At 62.5% G+C, this 15842-nt stretch carries 19 protein-coding genes and 3 pseudogenes; 10 read left to right on the plus strand and 12 right to left on the minus strand.

Annotated features, from left to right (window positions below; genetic code table 11):
* Window positions 1-164: 164 nt before the first annotated feature.
* The 4 genes from wecB to AWB76_RS06825 form a co-directional block, all read right to left on the minus strand.
* Window positions 165-1367, minus strand: coding sequence for a non-hydrolyzing UDP-N-acetylglucosamine 2-epimerase (gene wecB, locus AWB76_RS06810; protein ID WP_061159349.1), 1203 nt, complete (start codon window positions 1365-1367; stop codon window positions 165-167).
* A 201-nt stretch (window positions 1368-1568) separates the two neighbouring features.
* Window positions 1569-1880 carry an AtuA-related protein gene (locus AWB76_RS06815; protein WP_061159350.1) on the minus strand — a complete coding sequence of 104 codons (312 nt, stop codon included), beginning with the start codon at window positions 1878-1880 and terminating at the stop codon, window positions 1569-1571.
* Window positions 1867-3225: an acyclic terpene utilization AtuA family protein gene (locus AWB76_RS06820; protein ID WP_061159351.1), complete on the minus strand. Its 1359-nt coding sequence runs from the start codon at window positions 3223-3225 to the stop codon at window positions 1867-1869. Before AWB76_RS06820 ends, AWB76_RS06815 begins: the two co-directional genes overlap by 14 nt.
* 12 nt (window positions 3226-3237) lie before the next feature.
* Entirely contained in the window at window positions 3238-4542 is a 1305-nt protein-coding gene (locus tag AWB76_RS06825; RefSeq protein ID WP_061159352.1) for a CitMHS family transporter, read from the minus strand.
* Between the two features lie 100 nt (window positions 4543-4642).
* On the opposite strand from AWB76_RS06825, the gene AWB76_RS06830 reads away from it, so the two are divergent.
* Window positions 4643-5539 (plus strand): LysR family transcriptional regulator, encoded by an 897-nt coding sequence (locus AWB76_RS06830; RefSeq protein WP_061159353.1) that lies wholly within the window; start codon window positions 4643-4645, stop codon window positions 5537-5539.
* 9 nt (window positions 5540-5548) lie between these two features.
* Here the strand turns inward: AWB76_RS06830 and AWB76_RS06835 are convergent, their stop codons facing one another.
* Window positions 5549-6607, minus strand: a complete 1059-nt coding sequence (locus AWB76_RS06835; protein WP_061159354.1) for an NAD(P)-dependent alcohol dehydrogenase — start codon at window positions 6605-6607, stop codon at window positions 5549-5551.
* Between the two features lie 69 nt (window positions 6608-6676).
* Between AWB76_RS06835 and AWB76_RS42015 the strand changes: the two genes are divergently transcribed.
* The gene (locus AWB76_RS42015) at window positions 6677-7204 is read left to right on the plus strand and encodes a hypothetical protein (protein ID WP_244173242.1); all 528 of its coding nucleotides are present in this window, start codon (window positions 6677-6679) and stop codon (window positions 7202-7204) included.
* A gap of 6 nt (window positions 7205-7210) precedes the next feature.
* Here AWB76_RS42015 and AWB76_RS06845 read toward each other — a convergent pair whose 3' ends face one another.
* Together AWB76_RS06845 and AWB76_RS06850 are read right to left on the minus strand one after the other, a co-directional pair.
* Complete coding sequence (locus AWB76_RS06845) at window positions 7211-7528, minus strand: HNH endonuclease (RefSeq protein ID WP_061159356.1); 318 nt, start codon at window positions 7526-7528, stop codon at window positions 7211-7213.
* Between the two features lie 94 nt (window positions 7529-7622).
* Window positions 7623-8054, minus strand: a complete 432-nt coding sequence (locus tag AWB76_RS06850; protein ID WP_061159357.1) for a hypothetical protein — start codon at window positions 8052-8054, stop codon at window positions 7623-7625.
* Between the two features lie 540 nt (window positions 8055-8594).
* Here AWB76_RS06850 and AWB76_RS42020 point away from each other — a divergent pair.
* The 3 genes and pseudogenes from AWB76_RS42020 (at window position 8595) to AWB76_RS06860 (ending at window position 9394) form a co-directional block, all read left to right on the plus strand.
* On the plus strand, window positions 8595-8753 hold the full coding sequence (locus AWB76_RS42020) for a hypothetical protein (protein ID WP_157696072.1): 159 nt from the start codon (window positions 8595-8597) through the stop codon (window positions 8751-8753).
* A pseudogene (locus AWB76_RS06855) lies at window positions 8725-8958 on the plus strand (hypothetical protein); the annotation flags it as partial. The gene AWB76_RS42020 and the pseudogene AWB76_RS06855, both read left to right, overlap by 29 nt.
* Window positions 8959-8965: 7 nt before the next feature.
* Complete coding sequence (locus tag AWB76_RS06860; protein WP_244173243.1) at window positions 8966-9394, plus strand: c-type cytochrome biogenesis protein CcmI/CycH; 429 nt, start codon at window positions 8966-8968, stop codon at window positions 9392-9394.
* A gap of 9 nt (window positions 9395-9403) precedes the next feature.
* Here AWB76_RS06860 and AWB76_RS06865 read toward each other — a convergent pair.
* From AWB76_RS06865 to AWB76_RS06885, 5 genes and pseudogenes are all read right to left on the minus strand, one after another.
* Window positions 9404-9559 (minus strand): annotated as a pseudogene (locus AWB76_RS06865) (DUF3079 domain-containing protein); the annotation flags it as partial.
* Between the two features lie 23 nt (window positions 9560-9582).
* Window positions 9583-10758, minus strand: a complete 1176-nt coding sequence (locus AWB76_RS06870) for an NAD(P)H-dependent flavin oxidoreductase (RefSeq protein WP_061159446.1) — start codon at window positions 10756-10758, stop codon at window positions 9583-9585.
* Between the two features lie 75 nt (window positions 10759-10833).
* On the minus strand, window positions 10834-11370 hold the full coding sequence (locus AWB76_RS06875; protein WP_061159359.1) for a LuxR C-terminal-related transcriptional regulator: 537 nt from the start codon (window positions 11368-11370) through the stop codon (window positions 10834-10836).
* A gap of 45 nt (window positions 11371-11415) precedes the next feature.
* Window positions 11416-11652, minus strand: a pseudogene (locus tag AWB76_RS42845) (ATP-binding protein); the annotation flags it as partial.
* A gap of 105 nt (window positions 11653-11757) precedes the next feature.
* Complete coding sequence (locus AWB76_RS06885; protein WP_244173245.1) at window positions 11758-12270, minus strand: TOBE domain-containing protein; 513 nt, start codon at window positions 12268-12270, stop codon at window positions 11758-11760.
* A gap of 295 nt (window positions 12271-12565) precedes the next feature.
* On the opposite strand from AWB76_RS06885, the gene AWB76_RS40725 reads away from it, so the two are divergent.
* From AWB76_RS40725 to cyoA, 5 genes are all read left to right on the plus strand, one after another.
* Window positions 12566-12778, plus strand: coding sequence for a hypothetical protein (locus tag AWB76_RS40725; protein ID WP_157696074.1), 213 nt, complete (start codon window positions 12566-12568; stop codon window positions 12776-12778).
* A gap of 90 nt (window positions 12779-12868) precedes the next feature.
* Window positions 12869-13606: a peptidoglycan DD-metalloendopeptidase family protein gene (locus AWB76_RS06890; RefSeq protein ID WP_061159361.1), complete on the plus strand. Its 738-nt coding sequence runs from the start codon at window positions 12869-12871 to the stop codon at window positions 13604-13606.
* 61 nt (window positions 13607-13667) lie between these two features.
* Entirely contained in the window at window positions 13668-14171 is a 504-nt protein-coding gene (locus AWB76_RS06895; protein ID WP_061159362.1) for a septal ring lytic transglycosylase RlpA family protein, read from the plus strand.
* 308 nt (window positions 14172-14479) lie between these two features.
* Window positions 14480-14719: an IclR family transcriptional regulator domain-containing protein gene (locus tag AWB76_RS06905; protein WP_279616388.1), complete on the plus strand. Its 240-nt coding sequence runs from the start codon at window positions 14480-14482 to the stop codon at window positions 14717-14719.
* Between the two features lie 238 nt (window positions 14720-14957).
* On the plus strand, window positions 14958-15842 hold the full coding sequence (gene cyoA, locus AWB76_RS06910; protein WP_061159365.1) for a ubiquinol oxidase subunit II: 885 nt from the start codon (window positions 14958-14960) through the stop codon (window positions 15840-15842).

Consider the following 15842-nt stretch of genomic DNA (forward strand, 5'->3'; position numbering starts at 1 on the left):
ACGTGGCGGATTGGCCGCGAAGGCACGTGCACGTCGCGCGCGATCGCCTCGATTGCGTGAAGCTTCCTGGCCGGAATAGTCAGGCTTATGCGGCATGAACGCTTCAGCCCCAAGGTCGCGATCCGGCCGTTGGCGCGACAGGTCTTGCGCTTACAACCGAAGGACTATGCGAAAGCCTCGCGCATGACGCCGACCACATCTTTTGTTCCGCGTGCCACGACGGGTCTGAATTCCTCGAAGGGACGGCCCGCGAGCGCCGCGACGATGCGCGCCGAGGCACGTCCATCGCCGTACGGATTGACCCTGCGAGAGAACGCCGCGCGGGCGTTCGCATCGTCGAGAAGCAGATGGACCGAAGCCGCGATCGCCTCGCTGTCCGTGCCGACGAGCACCGCAGTGCCGGCGTCGATCGCTTCGGGACGTTCGGTGACATCGCGCATCACGAGCACCGGCTTGCCGAGCGCAGGCGCTTCTTCCTGCACGCCGCCGGAGTCGGTCAGCACGACGGTTGCGCGCTGCAACAGCCGCACGAATCCGAGATAGTCCTGCGGCTCGATGAGAAACACGTTCTGCGCCCCGCCGAGCGCGCTGATGACGGTCGCACGCACGTTCGGGTTCAGATGGACCGGATAGACGATCTGCACGTCGGTACGTCGCGCCAGCCGCGCCAACGCGGCGCAGATATCGCGCAGGCCGCGTCCGAAGCTCTCGCGCCGATGACCGGTGACGAGAACCAGATGCTTCGAGTGGTCGAGAAACGGGAAGCGCGCATCGAGCGTTCTGCGCAGCGCGTCGTTCGCGTCGATGCGCTTCGTCACGGACTGCAGCGCGTCGATCACCGTATTGCCGGTGATGAACGCGCGCCCTTGCAGCGTTTCCACCGCGAGGTTCGCGTGCGAGCGCGGCGTCGGGGCGAACATCAGATCACTCACGACATCGACCACGCGCCGGTTCATCTCTTCAGGCCAGGGCTTGCTCATGTCGCCCGTGCGCAAACCCGCTTCGACGTGCGCGACCGGCACCTGCCGATGAAACGCGGCAAGCGCAGCCGCCGTCGCGGTGGTCGTATCGCCGTGCACGAGCACGCGGTCCGGCTGTTCGGCCGTAATGACGTCGTCGACCGACGCGATGATCCGCGAAGCCAGCCCGTTCAGGCTCTGGTTCTCCGACATGATCGCGAGATCGTGATGCGGCGTGATGTCGAACAGATCCAGCACCTGCTGCAGCATCGAGCGATGCTGGCCGGTGACACACACGATCGAACGAACGTCCGGCTCCGCCTCCAAGGCCTTCACGAGCGGCGCCATCTTGATGGCTTCGGGCCGCGTCCCGAATATGGAAAGTATTGTTTTTGGCTTCGTGTTCATTAGTCCCGACGACCGCACAATCTTTAACAATGCGATTGTATTCAGACGTTTAGGAACACCCGCCAGCTAAAATGTAAAAAAGTCTAACGAGAGCGTCGGGCGCGGTTTTGGCCAGCTTTTGTCGAGTTTTATGCGGTGATTTTTACCTGGAAAGTTAGCTTTCCCAAGATGTGAGGCGTCTCGAGCACCGTTCAATTCGTCTTAGGAAACCTTATCGATTTCGATATCGAGCAGCGCCGAGCTCATCGACTTGCCGTGCGCGTCGAGGGCCAGCGAGCGCGTGACGCCGCCGCCGAGCGCATGGCCCATCACGAAGTTGAACGCATGCAGAAGCGGCAACTCGTAACGCACGACATCGCCTTTCACGACATCGGCAAGATGCGCCTTCACGCGCTGGGGCGTCAATTGTTCACGCACATGCGCGTAATGCTTCGCATCGAAGCAGATGACGGACACGTTCAGCGTGTTGCCCTTGTCGCCGGTGCGGCCGTGCGCCAGTTCACGCAGTTTCATCGCTTGCCTCCACGAATTCGAATACGGGCTTCACATGCTCGCGCGGCAGCAATACGGACTGCACCGCGATGACCTCGCGCGTCGCTTTCGTCACGCCGCCGCCGCCCGCCGGGCCGTTGGTATAGAGCGTTTCGATCTCGTTGCCGATGCGCGCCGCTTCCTTCGCGCTCGACGCCCGGCCCGCCACGCGCACGCGGACTTCGTACGGTTCGCTGTGATTCGATGCGAGCGCGTCGCCATAAAGCGCGTTCACGCCGATCAGATCGAGGCGCAGCTCGCTCGTGTCGACGCCGGTGATCGCGAGCCGTTCGCGCGCGATATCGAGCGCGAGCCGCGCGCGTGCGACCGCGCCCGGACCGCCGTAGGAAATCTGCCCTTCGCCGATGTAGCCATCCACATACGCAACCGACGTCTTCAGCGTGCCGGTACGCGCGTGGCCGCGTCCGCCGCTCACACGCACGCGGTCCTGCGCTTCCTGCGCGACGCGCACCTGCGTGAAATCCGCGACCACATCCGGCTGAAAGTAGCGCGCCGGATCGTGAATCTCGTAGAGCAGTTGCTCCTTGCACGTCGCTTCGGTCACGCAGCCGCCCGCGTGCGGCACTTTCGTCACGACGATGGAACCGTCCGCGCTCACCTCGCCGATCGGAAAGCCGAGGCGCGCGAGATTGCCTACGTCCTTGTAGCCCGGATCGGCGAAATAGCCGCCCGTCACCTGACCCGCGCATTCGAGCAGATGTCCGACGACGGTCGCCTGGCCGAGCGTGTTCCAGTCGTCCATCTTCCAGCCGAATTCGTGGACGAGCGGCGCCGTGAACAGCGACGGGTCCGCGACGCGCCCCGTCAGCACGATATCCGCGCCCGCCGCGAGCGCAGCGACGATCGGGGCCGCGCCGAGATACGCATTCGCCGACACGATGCGCGCCGCGTACGCGCTAACATCGTCGCCGGATTCCTCGAAACGCAGAGCTGAGCGCAGGACGACATCGAGCACGTCGTCGCCGGTGACGGCCGCGATCTTCAGTCCGGCGAGGCCGAGTTCGCGCGCGATCTGCGCCGTCTTGCGCGCCGCCGCGCGCGGATTCGCCGCGCCCATGTTCGACACGATGCGCACGCCGTTCTTCGCCGCGACCGGCAGCACCGCGCGCATGCGCGCTTCGAGCAACGGGTCATAGCCGAGTCCGGGATCGTTCCGGCGCGCTTGCTGCGCGATTGCGATGGTGCGTTCGGCCAGGCACTCGAACACGAGATAGTCGAGCGCGCCGTGCTCCGCAAGCTCGACGGCAGGCTCGATGCGATCGCCCGAGTAACCCGCGCCCGCGCCGATTCTGATGGTGTCTTTCATGATGCTTTTCCTTTACAGCGGAAACACGCCCAGCACGACGCACGCGATCGTCATGACGACCGACGCGCCGAACAGCAGCGGGAACGTGAACTTCTGATGATCCGCGAGATCGATGCCGCACAAGCCGACGACGAGAAACGTGGCGGGCGTGAGCGGACTCACGGGGAAGCCGGTCGTCATCTGGCCGAGCAGCGCGGCCTGGCCGACATGCACCGCCGGCACGCCGAGCTGCGACGCCACTTCGGCGATCACCGGCAGCACGCCGAAATAGAACGAATCGGGATCGAAGAGCATCGAGAGCGGCATCGACAGGAGGCCGAGCACGACCGGAATGTGGCCCGCAAACGCCGGCGGCACGAAGCCGACCGCCGCCTGCGCCATCGCCTTCAACATGCCGCTGCCCTGCATGACGCCGGTGAACACGCCCGCCGCGAGCAGAATGCCGGCCATCATCAGTGCCGCGCGCGCGTGCGCATCGATGCGCTTTCTCTGCATGTCGACGTTCGGGTAGTTCACCATCAGCGCGATGCACAGCCCGACCATGAACATGATCGCGGGCGGAATCTTCTCGCCCATCACGACCATCGTGCCGAGCACGACGACGGTCAGCACGATGTTGAACCAGAAATTCTTCGGCCGGCGCAGCGCCTGTTCTTCGGGCGTCAGCTCGCGCTTCGGTACGGGAATCGCGCCGTTCGCGCTCGAATAGCCGAGGCGCTTTTCCTCGCGCCGGCCGAGCCACCACGCCATGCCGAAGACGAACACGAGACCGATGATCTGCACCGGAATCAGCGGATTGAAGAGCGCGGAAATCGGCAGATGCAGCGACGCCGATGCGCGGATCATCGGCCCGGTCCACGGCAGGAAGTTGATGCCCGCCGCCATCGACACGGCCGCGGCCAGCACGCGGCGATCCATGTTCAGGCGATCGTAGAGCGGCAGCATCGCCGGAATCGTGACGAGAAAACAGACCGCGCCGGAGCCGTCGAGATGGATCAGCAACGCGAGCAGCGTCGTGCCCATCACGATGCGCGTCGGTTTCGTGCCGACCGCGCGCAGGATGCGATCGATGATCGGATCGAGCGTGCCCGCGTCCGTGATCGTGCCGAAATAGAGAATCGCGAACACGAACATGCCGACGACCGGCGCGAGGCTCTTCAGTCCGTCGATGACGAACTTGCTCGTCGAAAGGCCGAAGCCGCCGATCAACGACGCCGCGATCGGCACGATGATCAGCGCAACGAGCGGCGACATGCGTTTGGAAAGAATCGCCCCGAGCAGGACGACGATGGTGGCCAGGCCGAGCAGCGGCAGCATGAACGTGTCTCCGAATCTTGTTTTTTGATGTGACCCAGAGTAAGTTCGGAGCGGCGATTACGCAATTAAAATGATTTGATTGCAGCTATCACGAACCATAATGGATCTGAATCTTCGCGATATCCGGGCGCTCGTCGCCGTGGCCGAGGCGGGCAGTTTCACGCGGGCGGCCGAACGGCTGCATCTGTCGCAGCCGGCGCTGACCGTGCAGATACGCAGACTGGAGGAAGCGGTCGGCGCGCGGCTCTTCGACCGCAACAGCCGCAATGTCGCGCTGACACCGACCGGACGCGAGTTGCTGCCGCTGCTGCGCAAATCGTTGCGCGACATGGAGAACGTGCTGCGCGATGCACGCGCGATGGGCATCGGCGAAAGCGGCACGATCCGCATCGCCTGTCTGCCGACGTTCGCGGCGAGCGTGCTGCCCGAGTTGATCATCGGCATGAAGCGCGAGGTGCCGCGCGTGGCGTTTCACATTCGCGACGTCGTGGCGAGCACCGTGAATGCGCTCGTGCGCAGCGAGGACGTGGATATCGGGCTGACCGGCGGCGAAGTGGCCGATCCGCTCATCGAAGTGCTGCATGCGGGCGTCGACCGGCTCGTCGCCGTGTGCCCGAAAACGCATGCGCTCGCGAAGAAGCGCCGTATCGCGCTCGACGATCTCGCGCGCACGCCGCTCGTGCTCACCGCGCCGGGCACGAGCGTGCGCGCTGTCGTCGATGCCGCGCTCAGCGAAACGCGCGAAACGCTGGACATTGCGTGCGAGCCGACTTACATGATGACCGCTGTCGCGATGGTGCGCGGCGGCCTCGGCGTGACGATCCTGCCCGAGACCGCGCGCGAGGTGCGCGCGGAGCCGGGACTCGTGGCGAAGCCGATCGACCATCCGGCGTTCGTGCGGCCAATCGCCATCGTGAAGAAACGCGGCCGGACCTTGCCTGCGGTGACGGAGCGCTTCGTCGAAAGCATGCGCGAGGCGATGAAAGCGCCTCGCTAAACCTCAGACTTACTTCGTCATCGACGCCATGTCGATCACGAAGCGATACTTCACGTCGCTCTTCAACATGCGCTCGTAAGCCTGGTTGACCTCGTCCATGCGGATCATCTCGATATCCGACGTGATGCCGTGCTTGCCGCAGAAATCGAGCATCTCCTGCGTCTCTGCAATGCCGCCGATGAGCGATCCCGCGAGCGAACGGCGCTTGAAGATCATGTTCATCACCGAAGGCGACGGATGCGGATGCTCCGGCGCGCCGACGAGCGTCATCGTGCCGTCACGCTTGAGCAGCGCCATGAACTGATCGAGATCGTGCGACGCGGCCACCGTGTTCAGGATGAAATCGAAACTGTTCGCGTGCGCCGCCATCTGCTCCGGATCTTTCGAGATCACGACTTCATGCGCGCCCAGACGCTTCGCGTCCTCGATCTTGCCCGGCGATGTCGTGAAGAGCACGACGTGCGCGCCCATCGCGGCGGCGATCTTGACGCCCATGTGACCCAGTCCGCCGAGACCCACGATGCCGACCTTGTGCCCCTTCTGCACGTTCCAGTGGCGCAGCGGCGAATACGTGGTGATGCCCGCGCACAACAACGGTGCGACAGCCGCGAGTTCGAGATTCCCGGGGATGCTCAGCACGAACGCCTCGTCGACGACGATGCTCGTCGAATAGCCGCCGAAGGTCACGCCGCCCGACTTCTTGTCCGGCGAGTTGTAGGTCTGCGTGAAGCTTTCCGGGCTCTCGCAATATTGTTCGAGGCCTTCCTTGCAGGCCTCGCACACGCGGCATGAATCGACCATGCAGCCGACGCCCGCAAGCTCGCCGACCTTGAACTTCGACACGTCCGAACCGACTGCGGCGACGCGCCCGACGATCTCATGACCCGGCACGACCGGATAGTTGGTGCCGCCCCATTCGTTGCGTGCCATATGCAGATCGGAGTGACACACGCCGCAGAACAGAATGTCGATGCGCACGTCGTTCGGGCCGACATCGCGGCGCTGGATTTCGAGCGGGCCGAGCGGCTTGTCGGCGGCGGATGCTGCATAGGAATATGCCTTCAGCATGGTGTGCTTCCCTCTTTGGTTTGTATCGTGTGAACAGGACCGGTGCTTGCTCCTGGCGGGAGCAGCGCGGTGATCGAACAGGTTGGCGAGATGTTCTTCTGTGTGCGGCAGCGAACGTTCGACATCACGCGCTGCCACCCGTTGCGAGCGACTTGCCGATCGCGCCAGTATTTAGGCGGCGATGCGCAACGTCGGTACTGTATGCCTATAAAAGATTATCTGCCGAATCGACAGCGCGCCGCGCGGGTCGTCGGAGAATTTGACAATCGACGCCGTGCGGACCCATGCCCGGCGACAGCAATTCGAGAGAGCGGAAAGATGAAACCGAAAGCAATCACGGCGAGCATCGGCATGCCGGGCGGCGCGGTCAGCGCTGAGTTCCAAATCGATACGGGGAGACTCAGGATCTTCGAACGCGACCTGCTGCGCGTCGAATTGTTTCCGCCGCAATCGTGGTTCACGGTGGCGTCGGTGGCAGGCAACAGCCGCTGGGGCACGCGGCCGCGTGAGGCGGACATTCATCTCGTCGTCGAGAGCTTCATTCTGCAGCGCTTCGGCATGAAGGCGTATGAGCGCGAGCCGTCCTGCGCGCAATGAGGCGCGCTAGCGCGAACGCGCGCGCCGCGTGCGCTGATAAAAGCTGTCCGGTTTGCTCTTCACCCATTCGACGAAGCTTCGCACCGCTTCGTGCGCGAGCAGCGCATCGACGGTCGAATAGCGTTGCGCCAGTTCCTTCTCGGTGAAGAGCGCATGCAGTTGCCGATGACAGATTCGATGCAGCACCGCCGTCTGCTTTCCTCCCTGCGATTTCGGCACGAGATGGTGCAGATCGCGTTCGGACGAGGGCACGGCGCGCCCGCACAACGCGCAGACCTCTTCTTGCGGCGGGTGAAACCACGGCTCGGGTGTGCGCTTCGCCATCGCGTTCCTCGTTCGTCATGCTTCGAGTGTACGCGCCGTCTTTCGACGATGTGCCCGGCCGTCTATCCGATAAGCAATCCCTAGTTTTTTGGATTCATCGCGCGCTACGCATCGGCGGCCGATAACCCGGAATCTGATGCAGCGCGCGGTCACACGCCGCCGACACGCCCGCGAGCCGCTCTACGCTCTTGCGCATTTCGGCCTGCGTGCGCGTGATCGACTCGCGCAACGCTTCCAGCCGCGGCATGATGCGCTCCACGATCGCGCCGCCTTCTTCCTCGCTGCCGAGCAGCGCTTCCGCGTCTTCTCGCGCTTCACGCAACTCCATCACCGAAACCCTGTTCTCCGCGAGCAGCCGCGCATAGTTTTCCGCCAGCTCGCCGAGTCCGATCGATCTCATGCGTTCGACAAAATCGCGTGTCGAATGCATGGCGAGTTCGCCCGCGTCATAAGCCATGAACTGGGCGTCCGCGATAGAAAGTGAAATGCGCCCTTCGGGCGTTGCGAATTCGAGTTTGGTCGGCATGATGCTGAATTCCGTAATCGAAGAAGTGACCAGATTCTAAAAAGCCAGCCGGGACGCGAAACTCGGATCATGACGAAAGCAATATCACACGCGTGAAACTCAGCTTTGCCTGCTCACGATATTTTCGTAATCCACACGGTTGCCATGAATTTAATCCTTTGAAACAGCAGCGCGATTGATTCGAATTTCGTCACGCTCTGTGTAAATGCATCTTAATCAATCATTGCACAACTCACGCCCCGCACATCATGGTTTTCGACTCGAAAAGGCAAAATCTTTATACCAACATTAGAAGCATCTTTCGTGCTGGCCATCCCACATTGCCAACCGAGATCTGACGCGCCCATGGGCGAGAAAGATTCGCGGTCTGGTCCTATCAAATGCTGATTGGCGGCCCGCCACATCATTAACGAGTGTCGCGATTAACTCAATAAAATGGACCTCAAGCCAATAAATAGAAACGATCGTTACGCAGACATCCCTGAGCTTTCTTCCGAATACCACGTAGCAGGGATCGTTGTATACGCCTGAATAGAAGCGTTGCAACAAATCACCCACGCACTCGCGGCACTGCCCGGCGCTCAGGTTCACGTCTCGAGCGGCGTCGTCAGTACCGCGCTCGTCTATCAGCATCACGAAGCCGACGATCCGCTCACCGAGGACATCGACGATGACGCTGACTCATCGCGCGTTCATTAAGCAGACGGCCGCCACCACGGCGGCCGCGTCCGCGGGCATCACGCTGCCCGGCATGCAGGCGCTCGCCCAGAGCGACGACATCACCTGCTCGAAAGCGCCCTGCCGCTTCTGCGGCACGGGATGCGGCGTGCTCGTCGGCGTAAAAGGCAATCAGGTGGTCGTGACGCAGGCGGACCCGCAAGCCGAAGTCAATCGCGGGCTCAACTAGCCAGGTGCCGGATCTCGCGCCGTACATCGCGCAGCAGGCACAGAAGAATATCGACAAGACGCGGTCGATTTTCGCGACAGGAAGTGCGGCTTCGCTCGAAGTGCGCGTGCGTCTGAGTCCGGCGCTGACACAACGCGTGCGGCCGACCGACACGGTTTTCGTCTACGCGCTCGCCGACGATGGATCGCGCATGCCGCTCGCGGTGCAACGCCTGAGCGCGAATCAGTTTCCGGCCACCGTCTATCTCGACGATTCCATGTCGATGACGCCGAGCCGCCGTCTCTCCGATTTCGCGCACGTCAGCATCGATGCGCGCGTGTCGGCGACGGGACAGGCGCGGCCCGCACCCGGCGATCTGACGGGATCGAGCGGACCGGTATCGACGAAAGACGCGGGCGTGATCGAGGTGACGATCGGCGAATTCGTGCGTTGAGCGCGCAGCTTAACGCGATTTCGCGACGTGGGGCTCGATCGACCTGGCGTTCTCAGCAATATCGAGATCCCAGTCGCCTTGCTCGTACCAGTCTTCGCCGAGCAACTCCGCTGGATGCTGCGTCCGGCTCGAACCGTTGCCGCAACGCATCGACTCCGGCTCGCAGCGAAATACGACGTTTCAGCTTTTCAACACGCCGACCGCGATGCTTTCGTTGCGCCCGTCAGCAGCAGTTCGATGAGATCGCGCACGCTGCGGATCGCCGCGCCGAACGGCAGCTTCTCGCGTCCGCGGAAGAACAGCCCATTGCCGACATCGCCGCGCAACGCCGCAGCAAGACGTGTATCGATGCAGAAGTGGCCGAATTTCTCGATGCCATCGCGCAGACCACACGCGCTCAGACATTCGAGCGCCGACGGACACGTCTGCTTGCGCGCGCCGATCTTCGTACGGATGCGTTCCTCGTTGCGCAGATAGCGCATGAGCCAAGGCGTCTTCACGGCACGCGCAGGCAGACCCGTCACGCTGATGAATTCGACGATATCGTCCGGTGTCGCCTCGGCCAGCACGCGTTTGAACTCGGGATGCGCGTCGCCTTCCTCGGTGACGGCGAACGGCGTGCCGACCTGAACGCCGTTTGCGCCGGCCGCGAGCCACGTGCGCACGGCTTCATGACTGTTGATGCCGCCCGCGACGATCACCGGCACGTCTTCGCGTTTCAGCCCCAGCGTTGCAAACGATGCGTCGAGTTCCGTCAGCACGCGATCGAAGCCGAAGCGCTCGTCGGTCATGTCCGCGATGGCGGCAACGCCGAGATGGCCTCCCGCGTGCGCCGGATGTTCGATCACGATGGCATCGGGCAAGCGACCCTTCTTCATCCATTTCTTGAGGACGAGCGTGACGCCGCGGCTGTCGGAGAGAATCGGAATCAGCGCGATATCGCAGCCTTGCGTGAGATCGGGCAAGTCGAGCGGCAGGCCCGCGCCCATCACGATGGCATCGGCGCCCTCTTCGCACGCCACGCGTACGTAATCGGCATGCGCGCTCACGGCCTTCATCACGTTGACCGCGATCATGCCGCGCCCTTCGGACAATTCGCGCGCCGCCTTGATCTCGCGCCCGAGCGCGATCAGGTTCGCGCGCTCGAGCGTGGGCCGCGATTGATCTTCGCGGCACATCGCGAGCAAGTCTTCATGATGATGACGCAAGTCGATGCTCGCGATGGTGCCGACTGCGCCTTCGCGCGCAACGCTGCCCGCGAGCCGATGCGCCGAAATGCCGACGCCCATGCCGCCCTGCACGATCGGCAGCAGATTGCGGCCGCGAATGTTGAGCGGCGCGAAAGAATGAGCGTGAAGGGCCATGAGCAACTCAGTTTGATGTGAATTCATGATGTACTGCGTGATGTGATGCGAGCTTCGATGCAGCGCCACGAACGCTCAAACGGCTTCCGTTGCGTGTGCCGAATCGTGCCCGACCGCGTATATCGCAACCTGCACGCGGCTCGTGAGGTTGAGCTTGCGCAGAATGTTGCGCACGTGGATCTTCACCGTGCTTTCCGCAAGCATGAGCGAACGCGCGATTTCCTTGTTGCTCGCGCCATGAGACAGTTCGCGCATGATGTCGCGCTCGCGCGTGGTGAGCGGATCCGCCGCCGTTTGAGCCCGAAGCGGCGCGGGCTTCGGAGCGCGCATGCTGGCGACGAGCTTCCTCGTCATGTCGTCGGCAATGACGGGTTGGCCCGCCGCCGCCCTGCGGATCGCGCTTGCCAGCGTTTCCGTTTCGATACCGGACAGCCCAGGCATGTTGAGATCGAGCAGAATCACATCCGGACGAAACTGCTTCGCGCGCTTGAGCCCTTCGAGTCCATCGGCTGCTTCACCGACGACTTCGAAATCGGATTGCCGCTGCAAAAGCGCGTGAACGCCCGAGCGAAACAGCGCGTGATCGTCGATCAACAGAATTCGGATGCTCATGACACAACTCGAAGCAGCTCTCGAAACGAGCGCGCGGGACCATGTTCAGACAGCCTGACGCGCCTGGGCCGGCAAGACGAGTTCGACGCGCGCGCCTCGTCCTGGCGCTCCGGTCAGCCGAAGCGTGGCGCCGAGCCTGTGTGCGCGCTCGCGCATGATGTGAAAGCCGACATGCGTCTCGCCAAGGACGGCCATCTCCTCTGGATCGTAGCCCTGACCACCATCCTCGACAAGGAGGCTAAAGTCGCCATCATTGACGATCGTCACAAGAACGTGTCGTGCCAGGTCTAAGAAGCGCCGCGCAATCCGCCTATCCACCGCGCGGATGCAGCGGCGCTGTGTCGCGAGTTCATGCGGTGTAGTCCGGTCGGACTAGCGCGTTCGACTTCACGCATTCTGAGACGCCAGCGCGATGCAACTCGCCGGGCCGATCGAAAAATGAATGGTCTCCCCGACCGGCGTCTTGTGCGACGGACGCACGCGCGCCAGCACGATCTGTTCGCCGATTCTGATCTGGAAATCGAGTGTTTCCCCGAGAAACGCTTTCGCCGCGACCGTGCCGGTGTACACGTTGCGCGCGCCGACGTCATCGAGCGATTCGTGCACCATCACGTTTTCCGGGCGCACGGAGATCACGACTTCGTCGCCGGGGCGGCACGACACCGCATTGGCCACCGCGATCGGACCGGTCGACGATTCGATCAGCACGTTGCCGTCGTCGCCTTCGCAATCGCGCACGCAGCCATCGATGAAATTGGTCGTGCCCACGAAGTCCGCGACGAACTTGCAGTTCGGCAAATCGTAGATTGCGCGCGGCGCAGCCTTCTGCACGATCTGGCCGTCCTTCATCACCGCGATCTCGTGCGACAGCGCCAGCGCCTCTTCCTGATCGTGCGTCACCTAAATGGTCGTGATGCGCAAGTCGCGCTGCATGCGCGAACCGCCAACAGGCCGCTCCAGTCCGGCGATGGAGCGCAATGTCGTTGTCTTGCCGCAGCTAGCACGGCGAGCGCTCTGTGCAACGAAGCTTTTGTTGATCCGTGCGAGCGGCTTCGATCAACCGTCTGTTTATCTCGCAGGCGCTAGCGTCGTCAAAGATTGTCAAGTTATGGCCGACGGGTCAACGCCGGAAAACAGCACGCCGTTATCCGCGATGACCAAGCCTCGCGTCGCCCGATTAATTTGAGATAAAACGATGCTCAACACATTCAAACTCGCTGCTCTTGCTGCTTTTGCGCTGGCACTTAGTGGCGTCGCATCCGCCAAGGATGCCGGCCGCCACAGCAGAAAGTCGCATCATCAATCGCAGCAACATTGGGCGAAGCATCACGGCTATCGAGGCGCCCCTATTCGTCAAGATGTGTCCGCGAAGCATGATGCGTTCGCCGGAAACAACGGGAATCGCTGATCCGATTCTCTCCTGACATGGCGCGCTGATCGTGCCATCGCAACGCCCCGCTTTCCATCGCGTCGTTCACGCGACTTTCAAGACGTTCAGATGACTACTTCCTTCCACTCGCGCCGCCTGGCGTGCGCAGCGTATCTCGCCGTTGCATTCAGCTTCGTGCTTGGCGGATGCGCCAGCGAGACGTACGAGCACAGCGCGGCGCGGCCGGTTTTGCAAACGAGTCCTCTCGATATCTCCACGCCGCCCGCCGGGTTCTACCGCGTCAAATCCGGAGACACGCTCGCTTCGATCGCAGCCGCCTATGGCCGCGACGCGACAGCCATCGCAGCCTGGAACGGTCTGTCAGCCAACGCGTCCCTGACGAACGGCCAACTGCTGCATGTCGGTCCGCCGTCGACATCCCTTGCCGGTTCCGAACGTTCCGCGCAACAGAGCACGAACGCAGCGTCCTGCCGCCCCGATGCATTCTCGTGGCCGGTCAAAGGTCCAGTCCTGAAGCGTTTTGGCGCCGATGGGCTAAAGGCCGTCCTGATCGGCGGCGAAGCGGGAGACACGATCCGCGCGGCGCAAAGCGGACGCGTCGTCTACACCGGCGACAAGATCGCAGGCTACGGCAGCCTCGTGATTCTCAAGCACGGCAATCAGTACCTGACTGCGTATGGCTATAACCGAAGCATTCTCGTCAAGGAAGGCAGTGACGTCGCGAAGGGGCAGGCCATCGCTACGCTGGGCGAACAGCCGGGTGGCCGGCCCGCGCTGCTTTTCGAAGTGAGACGGGATCGTCAGCCTGTTGATCCGCTGCCCTATCTGTCCGACTGCGCCTCCTGAACCCGCACGCGCTCAGTCAGGTTCATCGCTCTCGAATAAAACGCCACACTGCAGGTAGAACATGCGTCAACTGCGCACTCAAAGCGCCCTCGTCTGTGCCCTTCTGATCGCCGGATGTGCCGCCCCTTTCTCGCAGCAAAGCAGCGCACGCACCTCGACCAATGGATTGAAGAGCGCATCGCACGGTCAGGATCAGTTCTTCAATGACGATGCGGATTCGCCCGACGAGCCGCCCGCGACACGGACGGCTCGCGGCTTTCATCAGACCGGGGTTGCATCCTGGTACGGTCGCGGATTCCAGGGTCATCGCACCGCCAGCGGCGAACGCTTCGATATGCACGCGATGACGGCCGCGCATCGCACGTTGCCGCTCGGATCGTGGGTGCGCGTCACGGTTTTGGGCGGAAAGCGGTCGGTTCTCGTTCGCATCAACGACCGCGGCCCCTTTGCAAGCAACAGGATCATCGACCTGTCATACGGCGCCGCCGCCGCGCTCGGCATTGCGCGACGCGGCTCCGCCAGAGTCGAACTGTCGCCCGCCGCCAGATCGCATATTCAGTCATAGCCCTCTCGACAGCGCCACCTCAAGCATCGGACATCATGACCCGCCGTTTCTGCATCCTGCTATTCGTGTCGACCTACCTTCTCGGTTGCTTTTTGGCGGCGAACGAGCTCAAAGAAAGTCCGGTCTATGTGATCGATGCGACGTTGTCCATCTTGAGGGCGTCGAGCCGCGACGCCATCGCCGATGCGAACCAGCATCGCCGCGACGAAATCGAGCGATTCAATCTCATCCGATATTCCCGGCCGTCGCCTGTGCTTTAACCCGAAGCGCTCGACCCGGCACGCGCCGCGCCTCAACCGCTGAAGAAGCTGACGTCGCGCACCATCAGCGCGCCTGGCGACGTGGTCGCGGCGATCCATCGGGTGCTGATCGACGGTTACGCGATCAGCGACGAGAAACTCGAACTCAGCATGCGCGCGATGGCCGTGCCGGTGAAGAACCGCATGGGCAGCGTCGAGGCGGCGGTGAGCGTGAGCGTGGAGGCGATGAAGCGCGACTTCCTGCGGGTCTTGCAACAGGTCGCCGCGCGGCTCGAACGCGCGCTCTGATCACACTTTATGACACCCGCGACGACCTTCCTTCGTTGTAGACTCCTTTACCCCTTAGGACCCAAGCCGAAAGGGTCCGATCCAGCGCGACAGTCCGTCGCATCAGCTTGATCTGAAACAAAATTTCAACCATTCGCGCCATCGCGAAAAATCGCGCATGGCATGATCACGACGCGGCGCAAAGCCGTGCAACGGCGTTCTCCCCGGGACGCTTCGATCATAGAAACCAGCGAATGCAATGAATGAAAATAGCCAACGTTTAGCAGTGCCATTGTTATCGGGGTTGATAGCCAGTCTTTGTCTTTCGGGATGCAAGCTGGAGGTTTTGGACTCGAAAGGCGTGGTCGGCGCGGCGGAATCGTCGCTGATCGCCACCGCGACTTTCGCCATGCTTCTCGTCGTCGTCCCGGTGATCCTGCTCACCCTGTTTATCGCATGGCGCTATCGCGCGTCCAACACGAAGGCCACGTATGCACCGAAGTGGGCGCATTCCACGGCCATCGAAGTCGTTGTCTGGGCGATTCCCGCAGTCATCATCCTGTACCTCGGCATCCTGACGTGGAAAACGTCGCACGAGCTCGATCCGTACAAGCCGCTGCAATCCGACGTCAAGCCGATCAACGTCGAAGTCGTGGCGCTCGACTGGAAGTGGCTGTTCATCTATCCGGACCTGGGCGTCGCGTCGGTGAACCAGCTCGCGTTCCCGGTCGGCACGCCGGTGAACTTCCGCATCACGTCGGATTCGGTGATGAACTCGTTCTTCATCCCGCAACTCGGCAGCCAGATCTACGCGATGGCCGGCATGCAGACGAAGCTGCATCTGATGGCGGATCACGCGGGCGACTTCGCGGGCATCTCGGCCAACTACAGCGGCAAAGGCTTTTCCGACATGAAGTTCCGCGCACTGGCCATGTCCAATGCCGACTTCGACGCGTGGCTGAAGAAGGTCAAAACCGCGCCCGAGAACCTGAGCATGGACGTCTATGCCGGCGTCGCGCAGCCGAGCGAGAAGGTCGCGGTGCGCTACTTCTCGACCGTCGATCCGAAGCTCTTCAACAACATCGTCGCGAAGTACAACTACGGCAACTCGGTCGTAGGCGCAAATTGTGTAACCAAGGGGTAA

This window comes from Caballeronia temeraria, assembly GCF_001544795.2.
Lineage (GTDB): Bacteria > Pseudomonadota > Gammaproteobacteria > Burkholderiales > Burkholderiaceae > Caballeronia > Caballeronia temeraria.